The sequence below is a fragment of the Megasphaera jansseni genome, assembly GCF_047974155.1.
Taxonomy (GTDB): Bacteria; Bacillota; Negativicutes; order Veillonellales; family Megasphaeraceae; genus Megasphaera.
The window spans coordinates 1-21,074 of record NZ_JBHYRR010000026.1; the positions used below are offsets into that span (position 1 = coordinate 1).

Sequence of the window (21,074 nt, forward strand, 5' to 3'; positions counted from 1 at the left end):
ATGACAGTATAGAGATGCCTTGACACGATATTTGTTTTGCCATAAACTAAAGATAAATTAACGAACGTATTCATTATCGAATTTTCAAACTCATCGCATAACTCCTTTGGGATGATGTGTTGCAGCAGATTCATTATACTTCAAAGTGTGGTTACGCGATATTTATTTGTTCAAAAAGTTGTAAACTGCTGTAATTGGAAGGGAGAAGGGGTTAATGAATTTTACGACAGAAAGTCTGTGGATAAATTATTGTAAACTGTCGCAAGATGAGCGGGAACAAATCGATGCAATTTTGCTTCGGAAAAGGAAGCGATCAATTGATGAGCTTATTCAACATATGAAAACAAAAGGGGTAACCTTTAATATTGCGAGTGAAACTGAGGCAAGGCATTTTTTGCAAGAACATAATTATTATTTCAAGTTAGCTGCATATCGTGGTAACTATGTAAAACATCAATGTGGTTCTAATACTGGGAAATATGAGTGTTTGGATTTTGCATATTTAGAGGAATTGTCTAAAATTGACATGGATTTACGTTATTTAATATTGCAAATGTGTTTAGATATTGAACATCAGATAAAAGTTATGTTAATGGATAATATCGAAAAGAATCTTGGAGAGAATGGATATAAAATTGTTAGAGAATTTGATAGAGAAGGACGTTGCCGTCAAAAAATACTTAGGCAATCGGAAAATAGTTATGCGCATGAATTAATAGAAAAATATCGGGATAATATGGATTTTCCAATATGGGCTTTATGTGAACTAATTAGTTTTGGAGAATTGTGTAAACTATATAGAAGGTATACAGAGATATATCCTCAATGTGGATTACCAAAGTATAGTTTACTTAATCCAATAAGGAATTTACGTAATGCAGCTGCTCATAGTAATTGCTTAATATATAAATTAAAAGCCACAAAAGGACAAACGATAAATGATATTAATAATATTGTGTCGCGAATTCATACCATATCTCGCTCATCTCGGAAAAAATATTTGAAAATTCGATCGATACATGATTTTGCGGTTTTATTGTATTGGTATCGTAATTTTGTGAAAAGTGAAACCTTAAAACAACAGCGGAATCAAGAATTATATAAGTTGTTTTACCAGCGTATGCAGGAACATAGTGATTATTTTTATAGAAATAACTATATTAAACATGCTTATATTTTCACGTTGAAATTAGTAAAATATTTTTTTCCACCTATTGACAATTGACAGTTTTAATATATACTATAAATAACTTGAAAACCGAAATGGTTTTGGATGGGACATGTTACGACATGTCCCTTATTTTTTATAAGATAATCCCATTGAACACGTCCCCAAAATTATTTATCCTTAAAAAGCGTACTGCGGGGACTTCATTTCCAAAAGCACTTCCCTCAGTGCAAACTCGTCCGTGCTGTCCGCGGCAGTGTTTTCGATGTAGCTGTCGATTTGCGCCGTGATTCTAAGACGTATGGCAAGTGGTATGGCGTCGAATTGATGGAAGAAAATAAGAAGCAGTTCCTCATTCCTGAAGGCTTTGCCCATGGTTTCCTGGTTCTCAGTGACGTGGCGGAATTTTGCTATAAGGTCAACGACTTCTGGCATCCCAATGACGAAGGCGGTATGGCCTGGAATGATCCGGAAATCGGCATCCAGTGGCCCCAGCTCGTCGGCGAATATCAGGGCTCGCCCAGTGCTACCGGTTATCATCTTGAAGATGGGACACCGTTGAATCTGAGCGATAAAGACCAGCAGTGGCTGGGGTTGAAAGATACTTTTAAATTTTAATCATAAGTGATGCCAATATGAGTATAATATGCAGAAGAAATTATAATGTTGAATCATACTACAGCACTTTACAACTTTTACGCGGCCTCGGAAGTTGACGAAGCTAGTTTACACAAGGCCTGGACTAAGTCCGTTGAATTTTTGGCGGTTTGGGCCTTAGAGAGCAAAGTGCCCAAAAATATTTCACGCTGTATTTGCCAGCCTATATGGCTTCACGGCTCCTGCAGACTGACGTTTCAAATTTCGCTACTGTCGTATCATCGACACTGAGGAAGACCGATTCATTCTGTAAAGCTGTGGAAATCAAGTTGCACGCCAATTCCGCCGTTTGCAGGCGGAGAGACCGACTCGTCACCGTTTCATTCCGAAGCGCCCGGTAATAACTGTTCAAGCAGCGATGCGTCACCTGGGACAAGAAATTCCGGTGAAGAAAACGAAGGGATGGAAACGCCTGCAAGGCCAGCTGGGCTATGACCAGCCAGGTCAGCAAGAATTGCGTGGGCCGTGTCGCCGTAGAAAAATATTGAGAAAAGAAACGAAACAGACTACCAATAATCGAATTTTCGAAGTATAATGAATTCATCGCGTAACTCCTTTGAGATGATGTGTTTGAGCAGATTCATTATACTTCAAAGTGTGGTTACGCGATATTTATTTGTTCAAAAAGTTGTAAACTGCTGTTATTAAACAAACAAATGAAAATATGCAGTGGTATTTGGATAATTATGATGAGCAAAGAAATCAAGAATTTGAAAAGTAAATTAGAAAATGTGGATTTAAAGGTCACTTTGGTCGATTTAAAATAAAGACATAGACTTCGCCATTTGTTGCAATTAAGTCGCAAAACCTGAGTTAAAAGATTGGGTCAGGCAGAGTATTAAGAAGATGTTGAATAATTTGTTGGGCCAGAGAGTTGCTGAGCTGGCCAATACCTCTAAATATGAGCGCATAGAGCTGCGAGAGAGGTACTGTTCCGGCCATTACATGCGGAATCTGCGCATCAGCTCAAACAATGTCATGCTGAAGGTACCGAAATTGAAGCGGATTCCCTTCGAAACGGCTATCATCAAGTTTAAAAGTGCAAAAATTGCGAAACCACCGTTTAATTGGGGCTCTTTTAACCGGCTCAATGGGTCAATTTCGGCTTTGATGGATGTTATTAGTGTTTTATAAAAGGAGATAAATGGACATTTTATTTTTTGATAAATTAATTACTATTATTCCTATTATTGTTTCCATACTAAGTGCTGTTATATCTTGGAAAATATATAAAATCAATGAAAAGTCAAATAAAGATAGAGAAGAAAGGGAAAAAATACATGAAGTGAGCCAAATATTTCCTTATGTTCTCGATTCAGAGTATCGATTGAATTCAGTTAAAGTTTGCAATAACAGCGATTATCCTATATATGATGTGATGATTTTAGAGGGAATCAATACTTCCAATATATATGCTGGTGAAAATTGTTGTCAAGCAGAATATATTAGGCTTATAGCTCCTTTAGAACATGTAACTATTCGAGTACAGAATAGAGGCTTAGGGATGTGTAAATTTTTGGTTGTTGGTATTTTTTTTAGAGACTATCTTGGAAATGAATGGTTTCGGGATAGTTATGGGACTTTTAAAGAGGCGAAAGGGTATAAAGAATTGCTAGCTAGAAAGAAACTGATTTTTGCACCATATTCTGAAAGCAGAAATATTGTTGATAAACGTCCTTATAGAAATTGAATATACTGATAATCTAGAAATATCTAATTGTAAATGTCAATGAAAAAGTGAAATATGTGATCACGAATTTTTGAGCCACCATGATTATGAAAAAATATTTACATCCAATCATAAACAATCCGGTTGCGGTGATTTCACCGCAGCCGGATTGTTTTGTTAATAAAAAATAATATATTGTCCCAATATTGAAAAAAATGTCCCAATAAGTTATAATGACAGGAGAAATAAGAGATGCTGTAAAGTGTAAGGAGCTGGAGTGTGATGAAAAAAAAAGATATTGTAAATTTAATTAAATGTTATGCAGAAGGTAATGATGCTGGATTTAGGACTACAGCTTATCAAATTGCCAAAGAATTCGATCAAAGTGGAGATACCCAATTAGGACTTTATCTTATGTCACTATTATCAGATGCCAATACGTTTGTACCACAAGTGCAGGAAAGTAAAGAAACATATACCGGATTGCAATATCTTGATAAGGCTTCTGCTTGTGAAGAAATGCTGCTTTTACCAGACGTAATTATGAATGATATATTAGGGATTGTAAATGCTATTAATCATCATATGGGGATTCATCGTTTCTTATTTGAAGGGGCTCCTGGTACAGGAAAAACAGAAGCAGTAAAACAACTTGGCAGAATTTTAAATCGAGATGTTTATATGGTGAACTTCTCTGAACTTATTGACAGTAGATTAGGGCAGACTGCAAAAAATATAGTAGCTTTATTTAAAGAAATGAATGGGATTTATCAAAAATATAATATGATTTTCTTATTTGATGAAATTGATGCATTGGCTTTAGATAGAACAAATAATAATGATTTACGGGAAATGGGAAGAGCTACTTCTACTTTATTGAAATGTCTTGATTTACTGGATAAGGATATTATTTTAGTTGCGACAACCAATCTATATTCCTATTTTGACAGAGCTTTAATCAGGAGATTTGATTCGGTTATTAGTTTTAATCGATATACACAGGACGATTTGTTGGATATTGCTGAGAAAATTTTAAACCGATATTTAGATCAATTGCATTTAAAAAATCGGGATGTTCGGCTGTTTCGTAAAATTATGAAATTAATGGATCAATTACCTTATCCTGGGGATTTGAAGAATATAGTCCGTACGGCTGTAGCTTTTAGCAACCCTAATGACGAATGTGATTATTTTAGACGATTATATAGCGCAATTTGTGGTAAAAATCCGGATAATTTAAGTGAATTAAAAAAACAAAAATTTACAGTAAGAGAGATGGCTATACTCACAAATAAATCTAAAAGTACTATTGATAGAGAGCTTAAGGAGGCGTTATAAATGAATAACTTATTGGAGTTAAAGGGGGAATTCCAACATAAGTCAAATCAAGCTAGAGGGGGGAGCATCTCACTAAAAAAAGGACAAGTAGTTAAGGCCGACCATTTACTGGAGCTAGCTAATGATTTACAAAAAATAGCTGATTATTGGTCTGTACATCCAGAGATTGAAGGTGCTTTAGTTAGCGCGCATTATGTTCGCATCGTTCCTAAATCAAGTCGATTGCAATTTTTGCTTTCATGTACTAATAATTCCCCCAATGATTTTATAGTAGGGGCAAAATTTGAGACTACTGTTGATATAATCGATCCGGAATCCCATGCTCACCATGTTTTTACGTATTTTATCCCGTTAACAGCACTTGTTCAGACCATAGCTGTTTTAAAAAAAGTGTATGACGTTTTGAAAGAAAACTATCAGGGTAAGCTTTCATATGAAGATGTGGAAGAATTAAAAAAAGGAACATTCGTGTGTGATGGTTTATCTAAAACCAGGTTTCTTCAAACTATTGTAGATAGTTCGAATATTCAATGTTTTCGTATTGATACATTGGAAAAGGATATTCATGAAGCATGTATTATAACAATTTACAAAACTAAAGTAAAAACACGGGAGTTGTTAGGGAAATTTGGTATTTCGATTCCAGAAAGCAGAATTCTCAATCAGCTCACGATTCAAATGAATCCAGAAGAAATACATATGTTGTTGGAAAAAGCTCCATATCTGGTAGCTATGGGGGTAAATGATTTGACTCAGTATATTCCTGAGCCATTGACAGAAGTATCGGAAGTACCTGAACTTATTCCATCTCCTAAGAATGAACCTGTTATTGGCGTTATTGATACTCCCTTTAATGAAGACGTCTATTTTCATGAATGGGTAGATTATACTAATTGTTTGTCTGAAGATATTCCCGTTGGGCCAATGGATTTTGCACATGGAACAGCTGTCAGTTCGATCATTGTTGATGGTCCTAAGGGGAATCCTGATTTAGATGATGGATGCGGTCGTTTTAGAGTTCGGCATTTCGGAGTAGCTGTTGCTGGTAAATTTAGTTCTTTTTCGGTTATAAAGCAGATTGGGGATATTGTACGGTTAAATCGTGATATTAAGGTGTGGAATCTTTCTTTAGGTTCTATATTAGAGATTAATGATAATTTTATTTCGCCAGAAGCTGCTGAACTGGATCGGTTGCAGAATGAATATGATATAGTGTTTGTAGTAGCAGGAACGAATTTACCTGCTGTACATGAACATGAAAACAATTATAAAATCGGTGCCCCGGCAGATTCTTTAAATTCTATTGTTGTGAATTCTGTAAATTTTCAGAATCAAAGTGCATCTTATTCTCGAAGTGGCCCTGTATTGTCTTTCTTTGTAAAACCAGATGTTAGCTATTATGGTGGAGATAGGCAAAAACATGAATTTATAACGGTATGTGACAATGTATTGGGGGCAAAGCAGACAGCTGGAACTTCTTTTGCAGCGCCTTGGATTACCCGAAAAATGGCATATTTGGTTTACATTATGGGATTTACTCGAGAAGTGGCTAAAGCCTTGCTGATTGATGCTGCAACGGGATGGTATTGTCGGCCAGATGAAAAAAAGGGGTATGGCATAGTGCCCATTTCTATTCAAGATATTTTGCAATCTCCCGATGATGAAATTAAATTTATTATTTTTGGAAAGACTAAGAATTATTGTACGTATACATATCAATTGCCTGTCCCGGTTGTAGAGAATAAGCATCCTTATCTTGCCAAAGCTACTTTGGTTTATTTTCCGTTGTGTGATCGTAATCAAGGTGTGGATTATACCGATACGGAGTTAGATTTGCATTTTGGGCGATTAATGATTGATAAAGCACAACGTTTACAGATAAAATCTATTAATGGAAATTTACAGGCTGAACCGGGCCAGCACTCTATTTATGAAGAAGATGCCAGAAATGATTATCGGAAATGGGATAACGTAAAAATAGTTGCTGATCAGATTTATAGTAACATGAAACCTCGTAAAGCGTATGAAAAAGGACTTTGGGGTATCAAATTATATTGCAAAGAACGATTAAACAATCATGCCAGACGGGAAATTCCATTTGGTCTGGTTATTACCTTGAAAGAGATGAAGGGAGTTAATCGAATTGAATTATTCAAGCAATTATGCCAAGTTCGGGGATGGATTGTAAATGATGTCAGTGTAGAAAATCGAGTTCAAGTATATTTGAAGGGGGAAGAAACAATTCAGTTAGAATAAATAAGGAAATAAAATTTTTTGCAAAACGGATTATAAGACAATTATGGGGAGGAACAGAAATGCTACAAAAACAATTTGAAAATTTTTTTAGCGAAATCAGGATTGATACAGAGGCTCCTGCTTTAATTAAAAAACGGCAAATATTACAAAATGACATTGAGAATAAGTTACCCGAAATTTTAGAAGATCATAATATTGGACTTAATAAGAGTGATATACGGATGATTGATCAAGGAAGCTATAAATATAACACTACAATTAAATCAGATGTAGTGGACCGGGATGTAGCAGTAATGATTCCTTTAGATACAGTTGAAAATAGCGACCCTAGAAAAATTAAGGAATATTTAAAAGACGCCATAACTATTTTGCAACGGACAGTAGAGATTAAAGAGCCCTGTGTAAGGGCTTCTTATCATAGAAATGGTGTGGAATATTTACATATTGATTTGCCGCTTTATGCAAAATATAATGATGAAGTTTATCTTGCTAGGGGTGTAAATGTCAATGAAAAAGTGAGCCACGTGATTACGAATTTTTGAGCCACTATGATCATGAAAAAGTGAGCCACTGTGCTCATGAAAAAGTGAGCCAGTTTAATTCTTTATCTGGCTTTGCAGACGGTAGGAAGTTCCATTCATATTTAGGACGCTGGAATGGTTGTTTTTTGTCAAGCAATTTTCCCTAATTTCACCTTCAGAATTCCCTCGAATCACCGTGGGGAATTCCCTGTTTTCGGCGGGATTGTTTGTGGCTGGGGTAACAGGTCCAGCCTTTGCCGTTTTCGGACGAGTCATTCCATGGAACCAGGTAGTCAATCGCTATCTGCATACCACAGAAATCAGATTGCTGCGGCAGGGGACGGCGAATCTTATGTGGATAGTGGGGAACAAAATATTTAAAATCAAATCATAAAAATAATCCGGCTGCGGTGAAATCACTGGGCCGGATTGTTTGATTCTGTTGTTATTGAAGAATATTATGGATATATTTTTTGAGACCTTCTTCAGTAGAAAAATTATATTCTCTATTTTTTTTTATATAATATGTTTTTATGGTTTCTTTTGGAATAAGCTCATTAGATGGAATACTATCTGCATATCCCTTTCTGGCAAGTTTCCACGGCGTTTCTACATGAGTGATTTTTTCTAATGTTTTTCCACTATACTCTCCAAAAGTAGTAACCACTAAGTCTATAATTCTGCGTTCGTTATCAGTAAGAGCATTTCCTGCTCCTTCAAAAATTGAAAAACGTGCGTCTTCAATCGGGTTATATTTAAAGTCTTTAAAAATGTCATATACTTCTGGGTATACAGGTCCGTGGACCCATGCCTGACAATTTTCTGGGAACAATGATTTTCCATTTAGTGCATAAGACACCCCCTGGATAAAATAAAGTAATTTTTGAAGCATTAAAGGGGTTACTTCTTCGAGTTTATCGAATACGTATGAAATCACGCTTATCATTTTATCGGAAACAGAAAAGAGCGTTTCTAACTGTGTAGCTTCTTTCATTGTTTTATTATAGGCTGACGGTGCTAATTTTTCTTTATTTTCATTTAATTTCTTTTTCATGAAAGTAGGAGAAGATAATGCTTTTTTCATAACATCTGAATATTCTTTAGATGGTATTTGACCAGAAAGATATCTGGTAATTGTCACTTCACCAAATCCAAGTGCGAGAGATAATGGTGCTTTTCCGATTTTATAAATTTTCATAAGTTTTTGAATATCATCTACTGAAACAATATGTTCATACGTTCTGTATTGTGTATCAATTTCCTGGATATTTTTATCAATTAATCCCGGAATTCCCATTTCTTCTCCACACTCATTGCAAATAGCAACTGTAATGATAAACGTATATTCTACGCCTTTGATTGTCTTTACAATAGCTCTTTTTTGCAGAGTATATTCTGTTTTTTTTCTACATACTGTGCAAAAATCGATTCGTTTTTTATAGTTCATATTGCTCCCTCCTTATTAAATTGCTATTTAAAATAGTAATGTATTGGATACTTCTGTTCATGTAAAGATACTACAATAACATAACAGGTATCCAGCTTGTTAAATTTGATATATAGAGAAACGATTTTGCTCGTGTTACCTATTCTTTCCAACAGTTCTACATCTTTTCCAAATACGTAGAGCCTCTCATGTTCATATCCTTTATGCTCATTTTTTAATATTTCAGAAAAATCAGTAGCTGTTAATTCTAGTAATATTTTTTTTGCCATTGTTTCATCGAAAATGTAGTTAAAAAATAAATCTCTATTACCCTGCCGATGAGAATTTAGTTCAATTCTATATCTGTCTTTTTGAATAGCATCTTTTATCTCAGTTAAGTATACTTCAATATCATTTGGTGTTATGTCCAATATATAATCCTCCTTTTTTAGAGTGATTGCTTTTATGTATTTTCTTATCACTATTATAACATATGATAGGATTTTATCAATATCATATCATATAATTCCCCTTTACCGGGGGTATGTGGTATGTGGGTATGTCAAGAATTTTGTGTAAATTTCTTAGAATTCCAGCACTTTACAACTTTTATGCCGCCTTGGTAGTTTCCGAAGCTAGTTTACATAAGGCTTGAATTAGATCCGGTAGACTTTTGGTGGTATGTCTCCTACGAAGGCCCCGATTGGGGTATTTTTGTGATATATAGTAAAGGAGCAGCACTTTACAACTTTTACGCTGCCTCGGTAGTTTCCAAAGCTAGTTTACACAAGGCCTGAATTATGTCTTTTGAATTTTTTTTCGGTATGGCCGATTGTTCGCGGCGGGCCGCCCTGACCGGGACGGCCCCTACGAAAGCCCCAGTTGGGGCAAGTTTTTTGTCAAGCAATTTTCCCTAATTTCACCTTCAGAATTCCCTCGAATCACCGTGGGGAATTCCCTGTTTTCGGCGGGATTGTTTGTGGCTGGGATAACAGGTCCGGCCTTTGCCGTTTTCGGACGAGTCATTCCATGGAACCAGGTAGTCAATCGCTATCTGCATACCACAGAAATCAGATTGATGAGACAAGGAACGGCGGATCTTATGTGGATAGCGGGGAACAAAATATTTAAAACCAAATCATAAAAAAATAATCCGGCTGCGGTGAAATCACTGGGCCGGATTTTTTATGACAGTATAGAGATGCCTTGACACGATATTTGTTTTGCCATAAACTAAATATAAACTAACGAACGTATTTTCTTATTTGGAATGAAACTGTTATAAAAATGCCATGCTCTAGTTATTCTTAAACTCAGAAATAAAGTGTTTTATCCTGTTCTTTACAAAATCAGAAGCAAGGCGGAAATCTTGCTTACAAATATATTATACGAGGAGTTATTTATGATGAATTTAACTGCTTATAATCTATGGTGTAAATTTAAATCACTTTCAGAAAAAGACCAATCGGCTATAGAGGCAATTGCATGCCGAAAAAAGAAATTAACTGTTGACGAACTCATTCAACATATGAAGATGAAAGGAATCACCTTTAATCTTGTCAACGAATACGAGGCCAAACATTTTCTTCAAGAACATAATTATTATTTTAAGTTAGCAGCATATCGTGCTAATTATGCTAAATATCCTCATGGAAACTTAAAGGGGAAATATATAAATCTGGACTTCGCCTATCTTCGAGAACTTTCTACGATAGATATGTACTTGCGATATGTCATTCTAAAAATGTGTTTAGATATTGAGCATCAGCTGAAGGTCATGTTTCTTAAGGATGTCGAAACAAACTTAGACGAAGATGGGTATTCTTTAGTTGAGAATTTTGATCGCGATAAATCAATTAGATCCAAATTTTTACGACAAGCTTCAAGTAGTTATGCCCAGGACTTGATTCAAAAGCATCAAATTCTTTTAGATTTCCCAATTTGGGCTTTCTGTGAATTGATAAGCTTTGGGGATTTTATAAAATTATATAAATTTTATATTCGCCGTCATCCAAAGCGAAAAACACTTCCTAAGTTTAATTTATTATATCCTATTCGTAATTTGAGAAATGCAGCCGCACATAGTAATTGCTTGATTTATAAATTATCAACCCATACAGGCAATACTACCTCAGACATAGGAAAAATTATTTCTAACATTCCTACCTTAACAGTTAGTAGTCGTGAAAAGTATCTAAAAATTTTACCCATTCATGATTTTGCTGTCCTTTTGTATTGGTATTCATCATATGTAACTAGCGAAGGATTATTGAATTCACGGAAAAGAGAGCTGTATTCCCTGTTTTTTCATCGTATGCGAACACATAAAGAATATTTTTCGGAAAATGAATATATACAAAACTCCTATATTTTTTGTATCCGCTTAATACAATATTTCTTCAGAAAGTATTGACAACACTCCATATTTTATGTAGAATGAATGCACATTGAAAACGATTTAAGTCGTTTTGGAGGGGTTCTATGATTATAGGACCCCAATTTTTCGTATGTGGGGATATTTGCAATCGCAAATATCCCCTGTTTTTTAGAACATAGCAGTGTGAATGATAATATATAAGTGAGCCATTTAAGGCATTCGTGATCACGAAAAAGTGAGCCACCTCACTACTCCATCCTGTATAATTTGGTTAGAACAATCAAATGGGAAGGGATGGCACCAAGGAATAGACTTGAGACGACTTGAACATGTGAAGTAGCTGGCTAGCTGCGACTTCATCCGCCGGCATGAGCACAGTGGATTACTTTTTCATTGACATTTACACAGAAGGCGCATAGCCGGAATTTAGCATTATTTAACTACTTTATGGTATAATCCCGAGTTTGACACTTTTGAAAATAAAAAATGCTCATAAAGAGCGTGGTTATGCTCCTTGTGAGTATTTATGATTTGGTTTCGATATGTGCTATATTATCTGGAGGATTATTAAATTTATCAAATTTAAGGTAGAGTCGCACAAAACCTATCTGTTTAGGAGTAGAGGCTATAAAAAAAGTAGTTCTACCGATGAGGTATGTGTTGAAAGTATATTTAAGTAAAATTATACTACAAGTTAATACGCATAGCAAGATATAGTTGAATATAGCACACAAAAAAACAAAATACTTGACGTGAAGATGCGCTAATTTACTGGCTTCATGGGCATTTTTCTATAAATTAAGTGTCAAACTCCCGAAAAAGTGAAGAATACAATCATAAAAACAATCCGGCTGCGGTGAATCACTGGGCCGGATTGTTTTTTTTGTTTTCTTTTTTAGATAAGCATAGTATAATAGAAATTATTACACTATATTGTCTAAAAAGAGGGAAGCAGGGCTAAGTTGTTCAGCTCTAGTTTTTTATTGGAATATATAAGTAGGTTGTTATTTGTGGTGTTAACATGTTGTGATTGGATTAAAAAAATAGAAGCGGAGTATTCTCAGGAAGAGATTGTTTCAGGCTGTAAAGTTTTGAATCAATCCTATAATATTTTTGATCTTCCCGAAAGGCAATGGCAGCAGTTAGCTTATTCTTTTCCGCGGAGCATAAGCTGTTTGCAAAAATTATCCGAAGTATGCTTGCCTGGAAAAGTTATTAATGCTTTATTGATGAAGTACTATCCTTGCGAACGGGTTATCAAATATTACTTAATAAAAAAAATGACCCATTTAACTGAAAATATAGTAGCGTTTGAAATGAGCATAGGTTCAAGCCGTATTGATTTATGTCGAATTAATGGACATACTTATGCCTACGAAATTAAGACAGAATATGATACTTTTAAACGCTTGTCAACACAATTGCCGAATTATCAGAAAGCTTTTGATTTTGTCTATGTTGTGACTCCTCTGCAACGAGTGGAAAGTTTAAAGCCATATCTCCCGGAAGGATGTGGCATTATTGCCTATACTTTAAAGAATGGATTATGTAAATTTTCCCATCAGAAAAAAGCAAAAAAAAATAAAGGTGACCTCGATTTTTGCATAAAAAATTTTTCTTCATCTGAATTAACAATGTTTATAGAAGAATTATCAAATTTAACATGCCCAACTAAACGCATTGAAAAGGAAAAAATAGCAATATCTCTGGTGGGAAAACGAAATGCTTGGGCCGTATATAGGAAAATTTTAAAAAAGCGTTATGCAAAAAAGTGGAATTTTCTTGTAGCTAACATGGAGCATATACTTCCTATCGATGTACAAGAATTTTTCCGGTCAACTATGTCCGTAGATGAATTTTATGAATAATATTTATCCCCGTTATGAGGAGTTTCATAGCGGGGATAAATAATGTTAATGTGAGTTTTCTTTGGCGTATTCGTTCATTGTATAAATGTAGTGACTCATGGTGATCCCTTTCCAGATAGCTTGACTTTTTCCTGTATAAGAATCAGTTGGGGTTGTGATTTTTTCTATTTTTTGACAACCTGGACAAAATTTATGATGATTAACTGAAAATTCGTTCCAATATTTACTTTCTACAATGCTAGGGGCAATGTATTCGGAAAATTCTGAGAGTTGTGCAGCTCGGCCAACAAAGGATATAAAGCAGTTATTATCTTTTGAATAATATATCCCTGCTGGACTGATACGTCCTCCATTAGTAGGTAAAGACGAGGTAATTCCGGCATAATCACCGAAACCATCGCAGTGGATTTGCACGTAGTAATCTCTTAACCCATTGTCGATTTCAGGAATAGGGCTTTTATCTTTTAAATCTTTATTATAAAGATTGTTAGGTCTGTTATCATTTAAGACAATTGTAGTGCAATTTTTTTCCTTTTTTAAATTTTCTGCTGCATTCCAGACAGGTTTAAATACGGGATTACTATAAGGTGCTGTCCCGATGTCAATAAGCAAATAGCTGTTTTTATCCAAGAGATTTTCTAACACAGGGACGCAGTCCAAAAAAGTAGATGCTTGTATACGAAATGCTATTTTTATAAAATGTTGATGTAACTGATAAAAGTCATCTTTTAATTTATTATGAATTTCTACAGTAGAAAGTTCTGGCAAATAGGATATTACAGGAACTACCTGTTCGGATACTTCCTGTAATTGCATTAATTCCGTGATATAAAATCCCGATTGACGATTTACTTTATTCAAGTACTCTTGAATACTTTTTTGGGTATTATTTAGCTTTGTTGAGCGAAAGAAATCTATGAATAGTTGTTGTTGGTTTTCTTTTAATAATTCTTTTATTTCATCTAAAGAGGTATTCTTAGCATTTGTTTTAGTTTTTTCTTGGACTAATTCTATTAGCGGGATAATGTATGGACCCCATAATTTCTTTTGGGTAAATTCCTCAAAAATATTCATTTCAATAGTACGGTTTTTTAATATTGGAATATATAGCATAGCTATCACCTGCTTTTTGCTTTAAAATCTAGGTAAGATGCCAGACCGTCGAGACCTGGGTAAATAAAGGAACGATTAATTCCAAAATGATCAAGACTATTAAGAAATTCTGTGTGACATTGTTTCTTTATTATCAATTTAGTTATTTGGCATTCTGCATCATTTATTTTTGTTTTATCTAAAGGCTGCATTGGATTTTTATGAACTGTAAATAATCCTTTTTGAGCAATGATTCTCTGATTGATATAGGGAGGAATGTATAATATGATTTCATCTTCAATCTCAAACGGATTATCATACTCCATGTGATTTGAATTAAATTGCAAAGAATCTATGATATATATGGCAGAATCATTAGTGGCATTTTCAACAGAAAAATAAGCAGCAATTAATGGATTTTTTGTCCAGTCTAGATACCGAGTGGGGAGACCAAAGTGTTGAGCTGTAGCTAATGACTCCCATGGTGATATATTTCGTAAATCATCGTAAGGAACTGCCATTTTACAAAAGTCATCCCAAAGTTTATTTTCTAAATTAGAAAGTTCTTCACTGGAATAAGTGCCACCCGAATGTTTTTTTACGTAAACTTCTCTACCTATTTTAGGAATTAATTCATAGTCTATATCATTCACTCCTCGAAAGATGAAATCATCTGTGAATTTAGCATCGTACAAAAATTGAAGAAATTTTTCAAATGATTTGATTTCAACGGAATCGATGTTAGTCTCTTTTTCCATGTCAGCACCTCACCTCTTAGAAAATGAAAGACAAATGTTTTTTATATTTTCCGAATAAATCTTCTTAATTGAAGTATACTATTTTGTTTAGAAATTAGCAAGGATTTGTCTTGCTGTGATGCGATTAGATGAGTTAAGGAGGATAAAAAATGCAACTGTTTAAAACGTATTTACAAAATGGAATATGTATTGATGATTCGTTAAGAAATTATGAATGTGATGATTTCTATATACAAAAATTAGAATATCCTAAAAATACATTTACTTACAACATTTTACAACTTTTATGCTGCCTTAATAGTTTCCGAAGCTAATTTATACAAGGTTTAAACTACGTCTGTTGAATTTTTTTTCGGTATGGCCGATTGTTCGCGGCGGGCCGCCCTGACCGGGACGGTCCCTACGAAAGCCCCAGTTGGGGCAAGTTTTTTGTCAAGCAATTTTCCCTAATTTCACCTTCAGAATTCCCTCAAATCACCGTGGGGAATTCCCTGTTTTCGGCGGGATTGTTTGTGGCTGGGATAACAGGTTCGGCCTTTGCCGTTTTCGGACGAGTCATTCCATGGAACCAGGTCGTCAATCGCTATCTGCATACCACAGAAATCAGATTGATGCGACAGGGAACGGCGGATCTTATGCGGATTGTGGGGAATCGGATTTTTCGATAAGTGACGTTCATCATAGTTCGTTCATCGTTTGTTGGTTGAGAAACGGACTCCCGGGCGCATTGTTGTGGTTTGACCAATTGTTCGCGGCGGGCCGCCTTGAACAGGACGGCCCCTACGACGGCCCCGATTGGGGCTTTTTTTCGTCACCTTAAAAAATCTCTTTTTTCACGAGAAGCATTCAGTACTTATTTTTGGTATAATGAAAGTAACTGCATTACCATCTACTGAATGTTTATGAGGTGATATTATGATACGTCATTTAGAAGTAAGTTCTTTTAAATCATTAAGAAAAGCCAGCTTAGATTTTAGCAATATAAATATTTTTATTGGAGCCAATGGTGCAGGGAAAACAAATATTTTAGAAGCTATAGGTGTAGTTTCAGCAGCTGCTTATGGTGTTGTTGATGATGAATCGTTACTGCGCAGAGGTATACGCCCTGGAGTACCTCGCTTATATAAAACATCTAATAAAAAATATACAACATCTCCCCATATTGCTTTTGAGGTGGGAAATGAAAACTGCAGATATACTGTTTCATTATTAAATCCGCTGGAAAATCCACGGCCTAAATGGCATTTCAAAACGGAAAAGGTATTTGAACATGGTAAGGAATATTACAGCCGCGGTGTGAAAACGAATATTGATCCTGAAAATGGAGGAATTCCAGCGATTCTTGCTTCAGGAATTTCCGAAGAACTCAAGCATTTCTTTTCTGAATTAAAAGAGTACGCCTTATATAATCCCAATACTCCTGCACTGCGGGGGCTTGTTCCTGATATGCAGAGCCGTATGCCTGTCGGTTTATCAGGTGGTGGCTTGTCAGAAGGGCTGCAGGAGTTGTTGGAGTTAGCCAAAAAAAATGATGACTTAGCAGGTGCGATTGAAGATGTAGAAGGATTGTTCGATTGGGTAGGCGATGTCGGTACTTCTACGCAGAATTCGCAGATTTTATCAGCATCACTTCCTAGAACGAAGAGAACAATTACTTTTACAGATTTTTATATGAAGGATAAATACAATCGATTAACGGCTGCTGATGCTAGTGAAGGCATTTTATATGCGCTTTTTTTAATGGTTTTATGTTTGTCCGAACATGGACCCAAGGTTTTCTCTGTAGACAATATAGATCAAGCATTGAATCCTCGTTTAGTTAAGGCGATTATGCATTTGTTACAGGAATGGTTTCATGAATTAGTTCCTGAAAAACAGATTTTTTGCACGGCCCACAACCCAGTGGTGTTAGATAGTTTGGATCTGTTTGATGACATAGTTCGATTGTTTGTAGTTGATCGAAATTCAGATGGATTGACTAGTATTCAGCAAATTAAAATTACACCGAAATTGATTCAGCAATCGAAAGCAAACCATATTTCTCTGAGTCAAATGTGGGTGGACGGATACATAGGAGGCGTTCCCAATGTATGAATATACGGTGGGCATCATCGCCGAAGGCCCTACCGATGTGGCCATCATTAAAGCTGTTTTAAAAGTATCGTTCCCTGATGATGTTTTTAATTTCAGACAAATATTCCCGTCTCCGAAAGAGTTGTCAAATCAACGAAGTCCCGAGGGTTTTGGTTGGGGAGGAGTATATCGGGTTTGCCGGGATTTGAGAGAAAAAATAGCGATGCTACCGGACATGTACGATTTTTTTATTGTACATGTCGATGGTGATGTGGCTTATAAACAATATAACAGTATTGGTGAACAGCCGTTGGAAGAAGGTTTGCCCTGTGCGTCAGAATTGAATCCGATTCAGGAAAATGGACAAAAGTTCCGTACTGTCGTGGAAAAATGGGTCGGTAATATTTCCCTGCCCATCGTTTTTTGCTTGCCTTTTATGTGTACAGAAACTTGGGTAGGCAATTGGCTGTATCCATCAGACTGGGGCAATATTTCTGAAAATACACCAGATGAAGACATTTATCATCACTTATTTCTTTTGGGGCAGCCTAAGAGGGAGAAGGAGCGTCGCTTGATTAGAAAACATGGTAATGAAATGAGAAAAGTTACCAAAAATTATCGAGCGGCAGCTGATTTATTAACTCAAAGTGCTTGGAAAGATGTAATGCAAAGATATGTTCAAGCTTACCGTTTTCATGCGGATTTAAAACGAACAATGAATGCAGATGAGGGATGAATTTGGTGGAACGTTATGAAACATAAGTGGCTTATTTTTCTTTGTTTTTTGCTTGTTTTTGCTGTCATCGGTGTGATTTGGTGGCATTCTATGCAGAATGGTGTGGCTTCGCATGCGGAGAGTCGTCGTATACTGGCTTTTGCCTTGTCTCATCTTCAGGGGACGCGGCTGGCACCGTATTTAAGCGATGGGCATATCCGGCGGCTGGCGCATTTGACGGAATATACGACGTTAGGCGTCGTGTTGAGCAGTTTTTCTGTTTTAATTTCGCGGCGTTCTCATAAAGTTTGGGTGCTCCTGGTTGGAATCGGCGTGGCTTCGATTGATGAATATATTCAGCTTTTTGCCGGCGGACGGACGTCAACGTGGCATGACGTGGTACTCGATAGTGTCGGGTGCATGGTGGGAATTGTTTTGGTCATGGTCATCCGGGGAGTGAAGCGGGGGATTTGCACCATACGAAAATAGGGGGCCTGCGTTGTTTATCAAGTTTGGTGCATATGGTATAATTGATACTACAGGCAACTATAATATAAGGATATATAAGGAAGGTGGTTCGGTGAGTCGTATGGATCGGGATTTTGTGGTATCGCAATTTACGCGGTATGTCCAGGGCTTTGACCAGGCTGAAGAAGGGGTTCGGCTGAAGTATGCTCATTCTTTGCGGGTGAGCAGTCTGTGTGAACAGATTGCTTTGAGCTTGGATTTGACTCAGGAAGATGTGGATTTGGCCTGGCTCATTGGTGTCCTTCACGATATCGGCCGCTTTGAGCAGCTGCGGGAGTATCATACGTTCGTCGATTACCGGTCGATGGACCATGCCAAATACGGGGCGCATTACTTATTTGCTGACGGGCATATCCGCGATTTCCTGGATGATATGAGCCAAGACGATGTGATTTGTATGGCTGTTGACCAGCATAATGTCTATCAGCTTCGCCGTGATTTGACGCCGCGGCAGCAGCTCTTTTGCCAGCTCATCCGCGATGCCGACAAGATCGATATTTTCCGGGTCTACGTTATGTATATGCGCCAAAAGAAGAATATCTGGAACGTCGACTGGTCTGATTTTGAAAACCAGCCTATTTCGGATGTCGTCATGGCCCAGGCCCGTCAGGGGAAATTGGTGCGGACCCAGGATAAGAAGACCTTCATGGATTTTTATGTCGGCGCCCTCTGTCTCTATTTTGATTTGGTCTATCCCCGGAGCCGGCAGCTGGCGCGGGAACAGGGCTATCTCGACACGCTCCTTGATTTCCATTCACAGAACGCGGACAGTGAAGGGAAATTGGATGAAATCCGCCGTTTAATCCGCAAGGACGAAGAGTTGCCCTGCCCATCATTTATTGATACAATGTATAAAAGAATTCAATAAAAATTGATATATGGGGGCTTACATTTATGGAAATATTGATTACTGGGGGTGCCGGATTCATTGGGTCGCATATTTTGGCACAGCTCCAGGGACGGCGCGATATCGATGTCGTCGTGTTCGACAACTTGTCCAGCGGCTCCAAGGAACATGTACCGGCCGGGATGGAACTGGTAGAAGGCGACATCCGCGATGAAGCGGCGGTAGACGCCCTTTTTGCAGACCACCACTTTGATGCCGTCATTCATTTGGCGGCCCAGACGATGGTTCCTTTTTCCGTCGACCATCCAGCGGAAGACTGCCAAGTCAATTTGGAAGGCGTCCTCCATGTGTTGGAAGCCTGCCGGAACCATGGCACAGGGCACATCCTCTTTTCGTCCAGTGCGGCTGTCTATGGCGACAATCTGAATATCCCCCTGAAGGAAACGGAACGGCTCGTGCCGACGTCACCGTATGGTATCACTAAGATGACGACGGAACATTACCTGCGGGTCTATCATGAATTATATGGCATGGATGCGACGGTCTTCCGCTTTGCCAACGTCTATGGCGAACGGCAGGGCGAAAAGGGCGAAGGCGGCGTCGTCAGCATTTTCTGCAAGCTCTTGTCCCAGCATCAGGGGATTACGGTCTTCGGCGACGGCAATCAGACCCGCGATTTCGTCTATGCCGGCGATATCGCCCAGGCTATCATCCGGGCGCTGCCGCTTAAGGGCTATCACACGATGAACGTCTCGACGGGGCAGGAAACGAGCATCAACGATTTGATCCACAGCTTTGAAAAAGCCGTGGGCTATACCGTCCCCGTCCAGTATACGGCGCCCAGGACGGGCGATATCCTGCGGTCGGTCCTCAGCAATGAGGCCTTGAAGGCGAATCTGGATTTTGTCCCGGAAATGGATCTGGAAGAAGGAATCCGTCGGACCTATGACTGGTACCGCAGCCAATGGACGAAGTAAGACGCTTTTTGCCTTGACAGGCTTCCTAAAACATGACACAATTAATTAGATATGCCTATATACATTTATATACAGGAGGGGTAGCCTATGGCAGATGATCGCATCATTACGGCTTTGGACGTCCATTCATTGGATGATATGAAGAAGCTCGTTGAAACCCTTGGCGATAGTGTTTCTTTTTATAAAGTCGGGATGGAACTCTTTTACAGTGCCGGTCCCGATGCGGTACGGTATTTGAAGGACCAGGGAAAACATGTATTCCTCGATTTGAAGGTCCACGATATTCCCAATACGGTGGCCCAGAGCATCCGCGCTTTGACCCGCCTCGGTGCCGATTTGATGACGCTCCACGGTACGGGCGGCCGGGCCATGATGGAAGCGGCAGCCGAAGCCGTCCGTGATGAAGCGGCTAAATTGAATATTGAACGGCCGCGTCTGCTGGCCGTAACGGTCCTGACCAGCATCGACGAAGATGCCTGGAAGGAAATCGGCGGCAAGTACAGCATTGCCGAATCGGTTAAGAATCTGGCGAAATTGGCTAAGGAAGCCGGCATCGACGGCACTGTTTCTTCGCCGTATGAAGCCAGGGAAATCCGGGAAATGAATGGGCCCGATTTCCTCATCGTCACGCCGGGCATCCGTCCGACCTTTGCCGTAGCCAATGACCAGAAGCGGTTCACGACGCCATCTCAGGCTTTGCGCGACGGGGCATCTCATTTAGTCATCGGCCGTCCGATTACCAAGGCCGCCGATCCCAAGGAAGCAGCCCAAAAGATTTTAGCAGAAATTCAGGGGGTATAATCA

Annotated in this window: 18 protein-coding genes and 2 pseudogenes; 15 read left to right on the forward strand and 5 right to left on the reverse strand. The window is 37.9% G+C overall.

Going from position 1 to position 21,074, the window contains the following annotated elements; translation table 11 throughout:
• The first annotated feature begins 214 nt into the window (after positions 1–214).
• Positions 215–1,225, forward strand: a complete 1,011-nt coding sequence (locus ACE418_RS10055; RefSeq protein ID WP_416450486.1) for an Abi family protein — start codon at positions 215–217, stop codon at positions 1,223–1,225.
• Between the two features lie 129 nt (positions 1,226–1,354).
• A pseudogene (gene rfbC / locus ACE418_RS10060) lies at positions 1,355–1,786 on the forward strand (dTDP-4-dehydrorhamnose 3,5-epimerase); the annotation flags it as partial.
• Positions 1,787–1,988: 202 nt separating this feature from the next.
• On the opposite strand, the gene ACE418_RS10065 reads toward rfbC, so the two are convergent.
• Positions 1,989–2,369 (reverse strand): hypothetical protein, encoded by a 381-nt coding sequence (locus ACE418_RS10065; protein ID WP_416450487.1) that lies wholly within the window; start codon positions 2,367–2,369, stop codon positions 1,989–1,991.
• Positions 2,370–2,653: 284 nt separating this feature from the next.
• Here ACE418_RS10065 and ACE418_RS10070 point away from each other — a divergent pair.
• From ACE418_RS10070 to ACE418_RS10090, 5 genes and pseudogenes are all read left to right on the forward strand, one after another.
• Positions 2,654–2,959: pseudogene (locus ACE418_RS10070) on the forward strand (transposase); the annotation flags it as partial.
• A gap of 10 nt (positions 2,960–2,969) precedes the next feature.
• Positions 2,970–3,515 (forward strand): hypothetical protein, encoded by a 546-nt coding sequence (locus ACE418_RS10075; protein ID WP_278970641.1) that lies wholly within the window; start codon positions 2,970–2,972, stop codon positions 3,513–3,515.
• Positions 3,516–3,776: 261 nt separating this feature from the next.
• Entirely contained in the window at positions 3,777–4,832 is a 1,056-nt protein-coding gene (locus ACE418_RS10080; protein ID WP_014015794.1) for an ATP-binding protein, read from the forward strand.
• Entirely contained in the window at positions 4,833–7,088 is a 2,256-nt protein-coding gene (locus ACE418_RS10085) for a S8 family peptidase (protein WP_072982330.1), read from the forward strand.
• Between the two features lie 59 nt (positions 7,089–7,147).
• The gene (locus ACE418_RS10090; RefSeq protein WP_416450488.1) at positions 7,148–7,630 is read left to right on the forward strand and encodes a cyclic GMP-AMP synthase DncV-like nucleotidyltransferase; all 483 of its coding nucleotides are present in this window, start codon (positions 7,148–7,150) and stop codon (positions 7,628–7,630) included.
• Positions 7,631–8,054: 424 nt separating this feature from the next.
• Here the strand turns inward: ACE418_RS10090 and ACE418_RS10095 are convergent, their stop codons facing one another.
• On the reverse strand, positions 8,055–9,056 hold the full coding sequence (locus tag ACE418_RS10095) for a type II toxin-antitoxin system antitoxin SocA domain-containing protein (protein WP_416450489.1): 1,002 nt from the start codon (positions 9,054–9,056) through the stop codon (positions 8,055–8,057).
• Positions 9,057–9,079: 23 nt separating this feature from the next.
• On the reverse strand, positions 9,080–9,466 hold the full coding sequence (locus ACE418_RS10100; protein ID WP_416450490.1) for a hypothetical protein: 387 nt from the start codon (positions 9,464–9,466) through the stop codon (positions 9,080–9,082).
• 971 nt (positions 9,467–10,437) lie between these two features.
• On the opposite strand from ACE418_RS10100, the gene ACE418_RS10105 reads away from it, so the two are divergent.
• A complete protein-coding gene (locus ACE418_RS10105) occupies positions 10,438–11,448 on the forward strand; it encodes an Abi family protein (protein ID WP_416450491.1) in 1,011 nt (336 codons plus the stop codon).
• Between the two features lie 947 nt (positions 11,449–12,395).
• Positions 12,396–13,280 (forward strand): sce7726 family protein, encoded by an 885-nt coding sequence (locus ACE418_RS10110; RefSeq protein ID WP_416450492.1) that lies wholly within the window; start codon positions 12,396–12,398, stop codon positions 13,278–13,280.
• Between the two features lie 45 nt (positions 13,281–13,325).
• Here ACE418_RS10110 and ACE418_RS10115 read toward each other — a convergent pair whose 3' ends face one another.
• Both ACE418_RS10115 and ACE418_RS10120 read right to left on the reverse strand, forming a co-directional pair.
• Positions 13,326–14,393, reverse strand: a complete 1,068-nt coding sequence (locus tag ACE418_RS10115; RefSeq protein ID WP_416450493.1) for a beta family protein — start codon at positions 14,391–14,393, stop codon at positions 13,326–13,328.
• A gap of 5 nt (positions 14,394–14,398) precedes the next feature.
• Positions 14,399–15,130 carry an FRG domain-containing protein gene (locus ACE418_RS10120; protein WP_416450494.1) on the reverse strand — a complete coding sequence of 244 codons (732 nt, stop codon included), beginning with the start codon at positions 15,128–15,130 and terminating at the stop codon, positions 14,399–14,401.
• A gap of 915 nt (positions 15,131–16,045) precedes the next feature.
• Between ACE418_RS10120 and ACE418_RS10125 the strand changes: the two genes are divergently transcribed.
• The 6 genes from ACE418_RS10125 to pyrF all read left to right on the forward strand — a co-directional run bounded on the left by ACE418_RS10125 (position 16,046) and on the right by pyrF (position 21,071).
• Entirely contained in the window at positions 16,046–17,224 is a 1,179-nt protein-coding gene (locus ACE418_RS10125) for an AAA family ATPase (protein ID WP_416450495.1), read from the forward strand.
• A complete protein-coding gene (locus ACE418_RS10130) occupies positions 17,217–17,939 on the forward strand; it encodes a hypothetical protein (RefSeq protein WP_416450496.1) in 723 nt (240 codons plus the stop codon). The genes ACE418_RS10125 and ACE418_RS10130 overlap by 8 nt, the downstream gene beginning before the upstream one ends.
• Before the next feature lie 15 nt (positions 17,940–17,954).
• Entirely contained in the window at positions 17,955–18,407 is a 453-nt protein-coding gene (locus tag ACE418_RS10135; RefSeq protein ID WP_416450497.1) for a VanZ family protein, read from the forward strand.
• Positions 18,408–18,507: 100 nt separating this feature from the next.
• Positions 18,508–19,314 carry an HD domain-containing protein gene (locus ACE418_RS10140; RefSeq protein WP_416450515.1) on the forward strand — a complete coding sequence of 269 codons (807 nt, stop codon included), beginning with the start codon at positions 18,508–18,510 and terminating at the stop codon, positions 19,312–19,314.
• Positions 19,315–19,340: 26 nt separating this feature from the next.
• Entirely contained in the window at positions 19,341–20,270 is a 930-nt protein-coding gene (locus ACE418_RS10145; protein ID WP_416450498.1) for an NAD-dependent epimerase/dehydratase family protein, read from the forward strand.
• A gap of 87 nt (positions 20,271–20,357) precedes the next feature.
• Complete coding sequence (pyrF, locus tag ACE418_RS10150) at positions 20,358–21,071, forward strand: orotidine-5'-phosphate decarboxylase (protein ID WP_298675575.1); 714 nt, start codon at positions 20,358–20,360, stop codon at positions 21,069–21,071.
• The last annotated feature ends 3 nt before the right edge of the window (positions 21,072–21,074 follow it).

Coding starts and splice junctions, on each gene's coding strand:
- ACE418_RS10120 (WP_416450494.1), bottom strand. CDS start 15,130: ATGGAAAAAGAGACTAACATCGATTCCGTTGAAATCAAATCATTTGAA.
- ACE418_RS10140 (WP_416450515.1), top strand. CDS start 18,508: ATGGATCGGGATTTTGTGGTATCGCAATTTACGCGGTATGTCCAGGGC.
- ACE418_RS10085 (WP_072982330.1), top strand. CDS start 4,833: ATGAATAACTTATTGGAGTTAAAGGGGGAATTCCAACATAAGTCAAAT.
- ACE418_RS10080 (WP_014015794.1), top strand. CDS start 3,777: ATGAAAAAAAAAGATATTGTAAATTTAATTAAATGTTATGCAGAAGGT.
- ACE418_RS10055 (WP_416450486.1), top strand. CDS start 215: ATGAATTTTACGACAGAAAGTCTGTGGATAAATTATTGTAAACTGTCG.
- ACE418_RS10130 (WP_416450496.1), top strand. CDS start 17,217: ATGTATGAATATACGGTGGGCATCATCGCCGAAGGCCCTACCGATGTG.
- ACE418_RS10115 (WP_416450493.1), bottom strand. CDS start 14,393: ATGCTATATATTCCAATATTAAAAAACCGTACTATTGAAATGAATATT.
- ACE418_RS10145 (WP_416450498.1), top strand. CDS start 19,341: ATGGAAATATTGATTACTGGGGGTGCCGGATTCATTGGGTCGCATATT.
- ACE418_RS10125 (WP_416450495.1), top strand. CDS start 16,046: ATGATACGTCATTTAGAAGTAAGTTCTTTTAAATCATTAAGAAAAGCC.
- ACE418_RS10105 (WP_416450491.1), top strand. CDS start 10,438: ATGATGAATTTAACTGCTTATAATCTATGGTGTAAATTTAAATCACTT.
- ACE418_RS10135 (WP_416450497.1), top strand. CDS start 17,955: ATGAAACATAAGTGGCTTATTTTTCTTTGTTTTTTGCTTGTTTTTGCT.
- ACE418_RS10090 (WP_416450488.1), top strand. CDS start 7,148: ATGCTACAAAAACAATTTGAAAATTTTTTTAGCGAAATCAGGATTGAT.
- ACE418_RS10075 (WP_278970641.1), top strand. CDS start 2,970: ATGGACATTTTATTTTTTGATAAATTAATTACTATTATTCCTATTATT.
- pyrF (WP_298675575.1), top strand. CDS start 20,358: ATGGCAGATGATCGCATCATTACGGCTTTGGACGTCCATTCATTGGAT.
- ACE418_RS10095 (WP_416450489.1), bottom strand. CDS start 9,056: ATGAACTATAAAAAACGAATCGATTTTTGCACAGTATGTAGAAAAAAA.
- ACE418_RS10065 (WP_416450487.1), bottom strand. CDS start 2,369: ATGAATTCATTATACTTCGAAAATTCGATTATTGGTAGTCTGTTTCGT.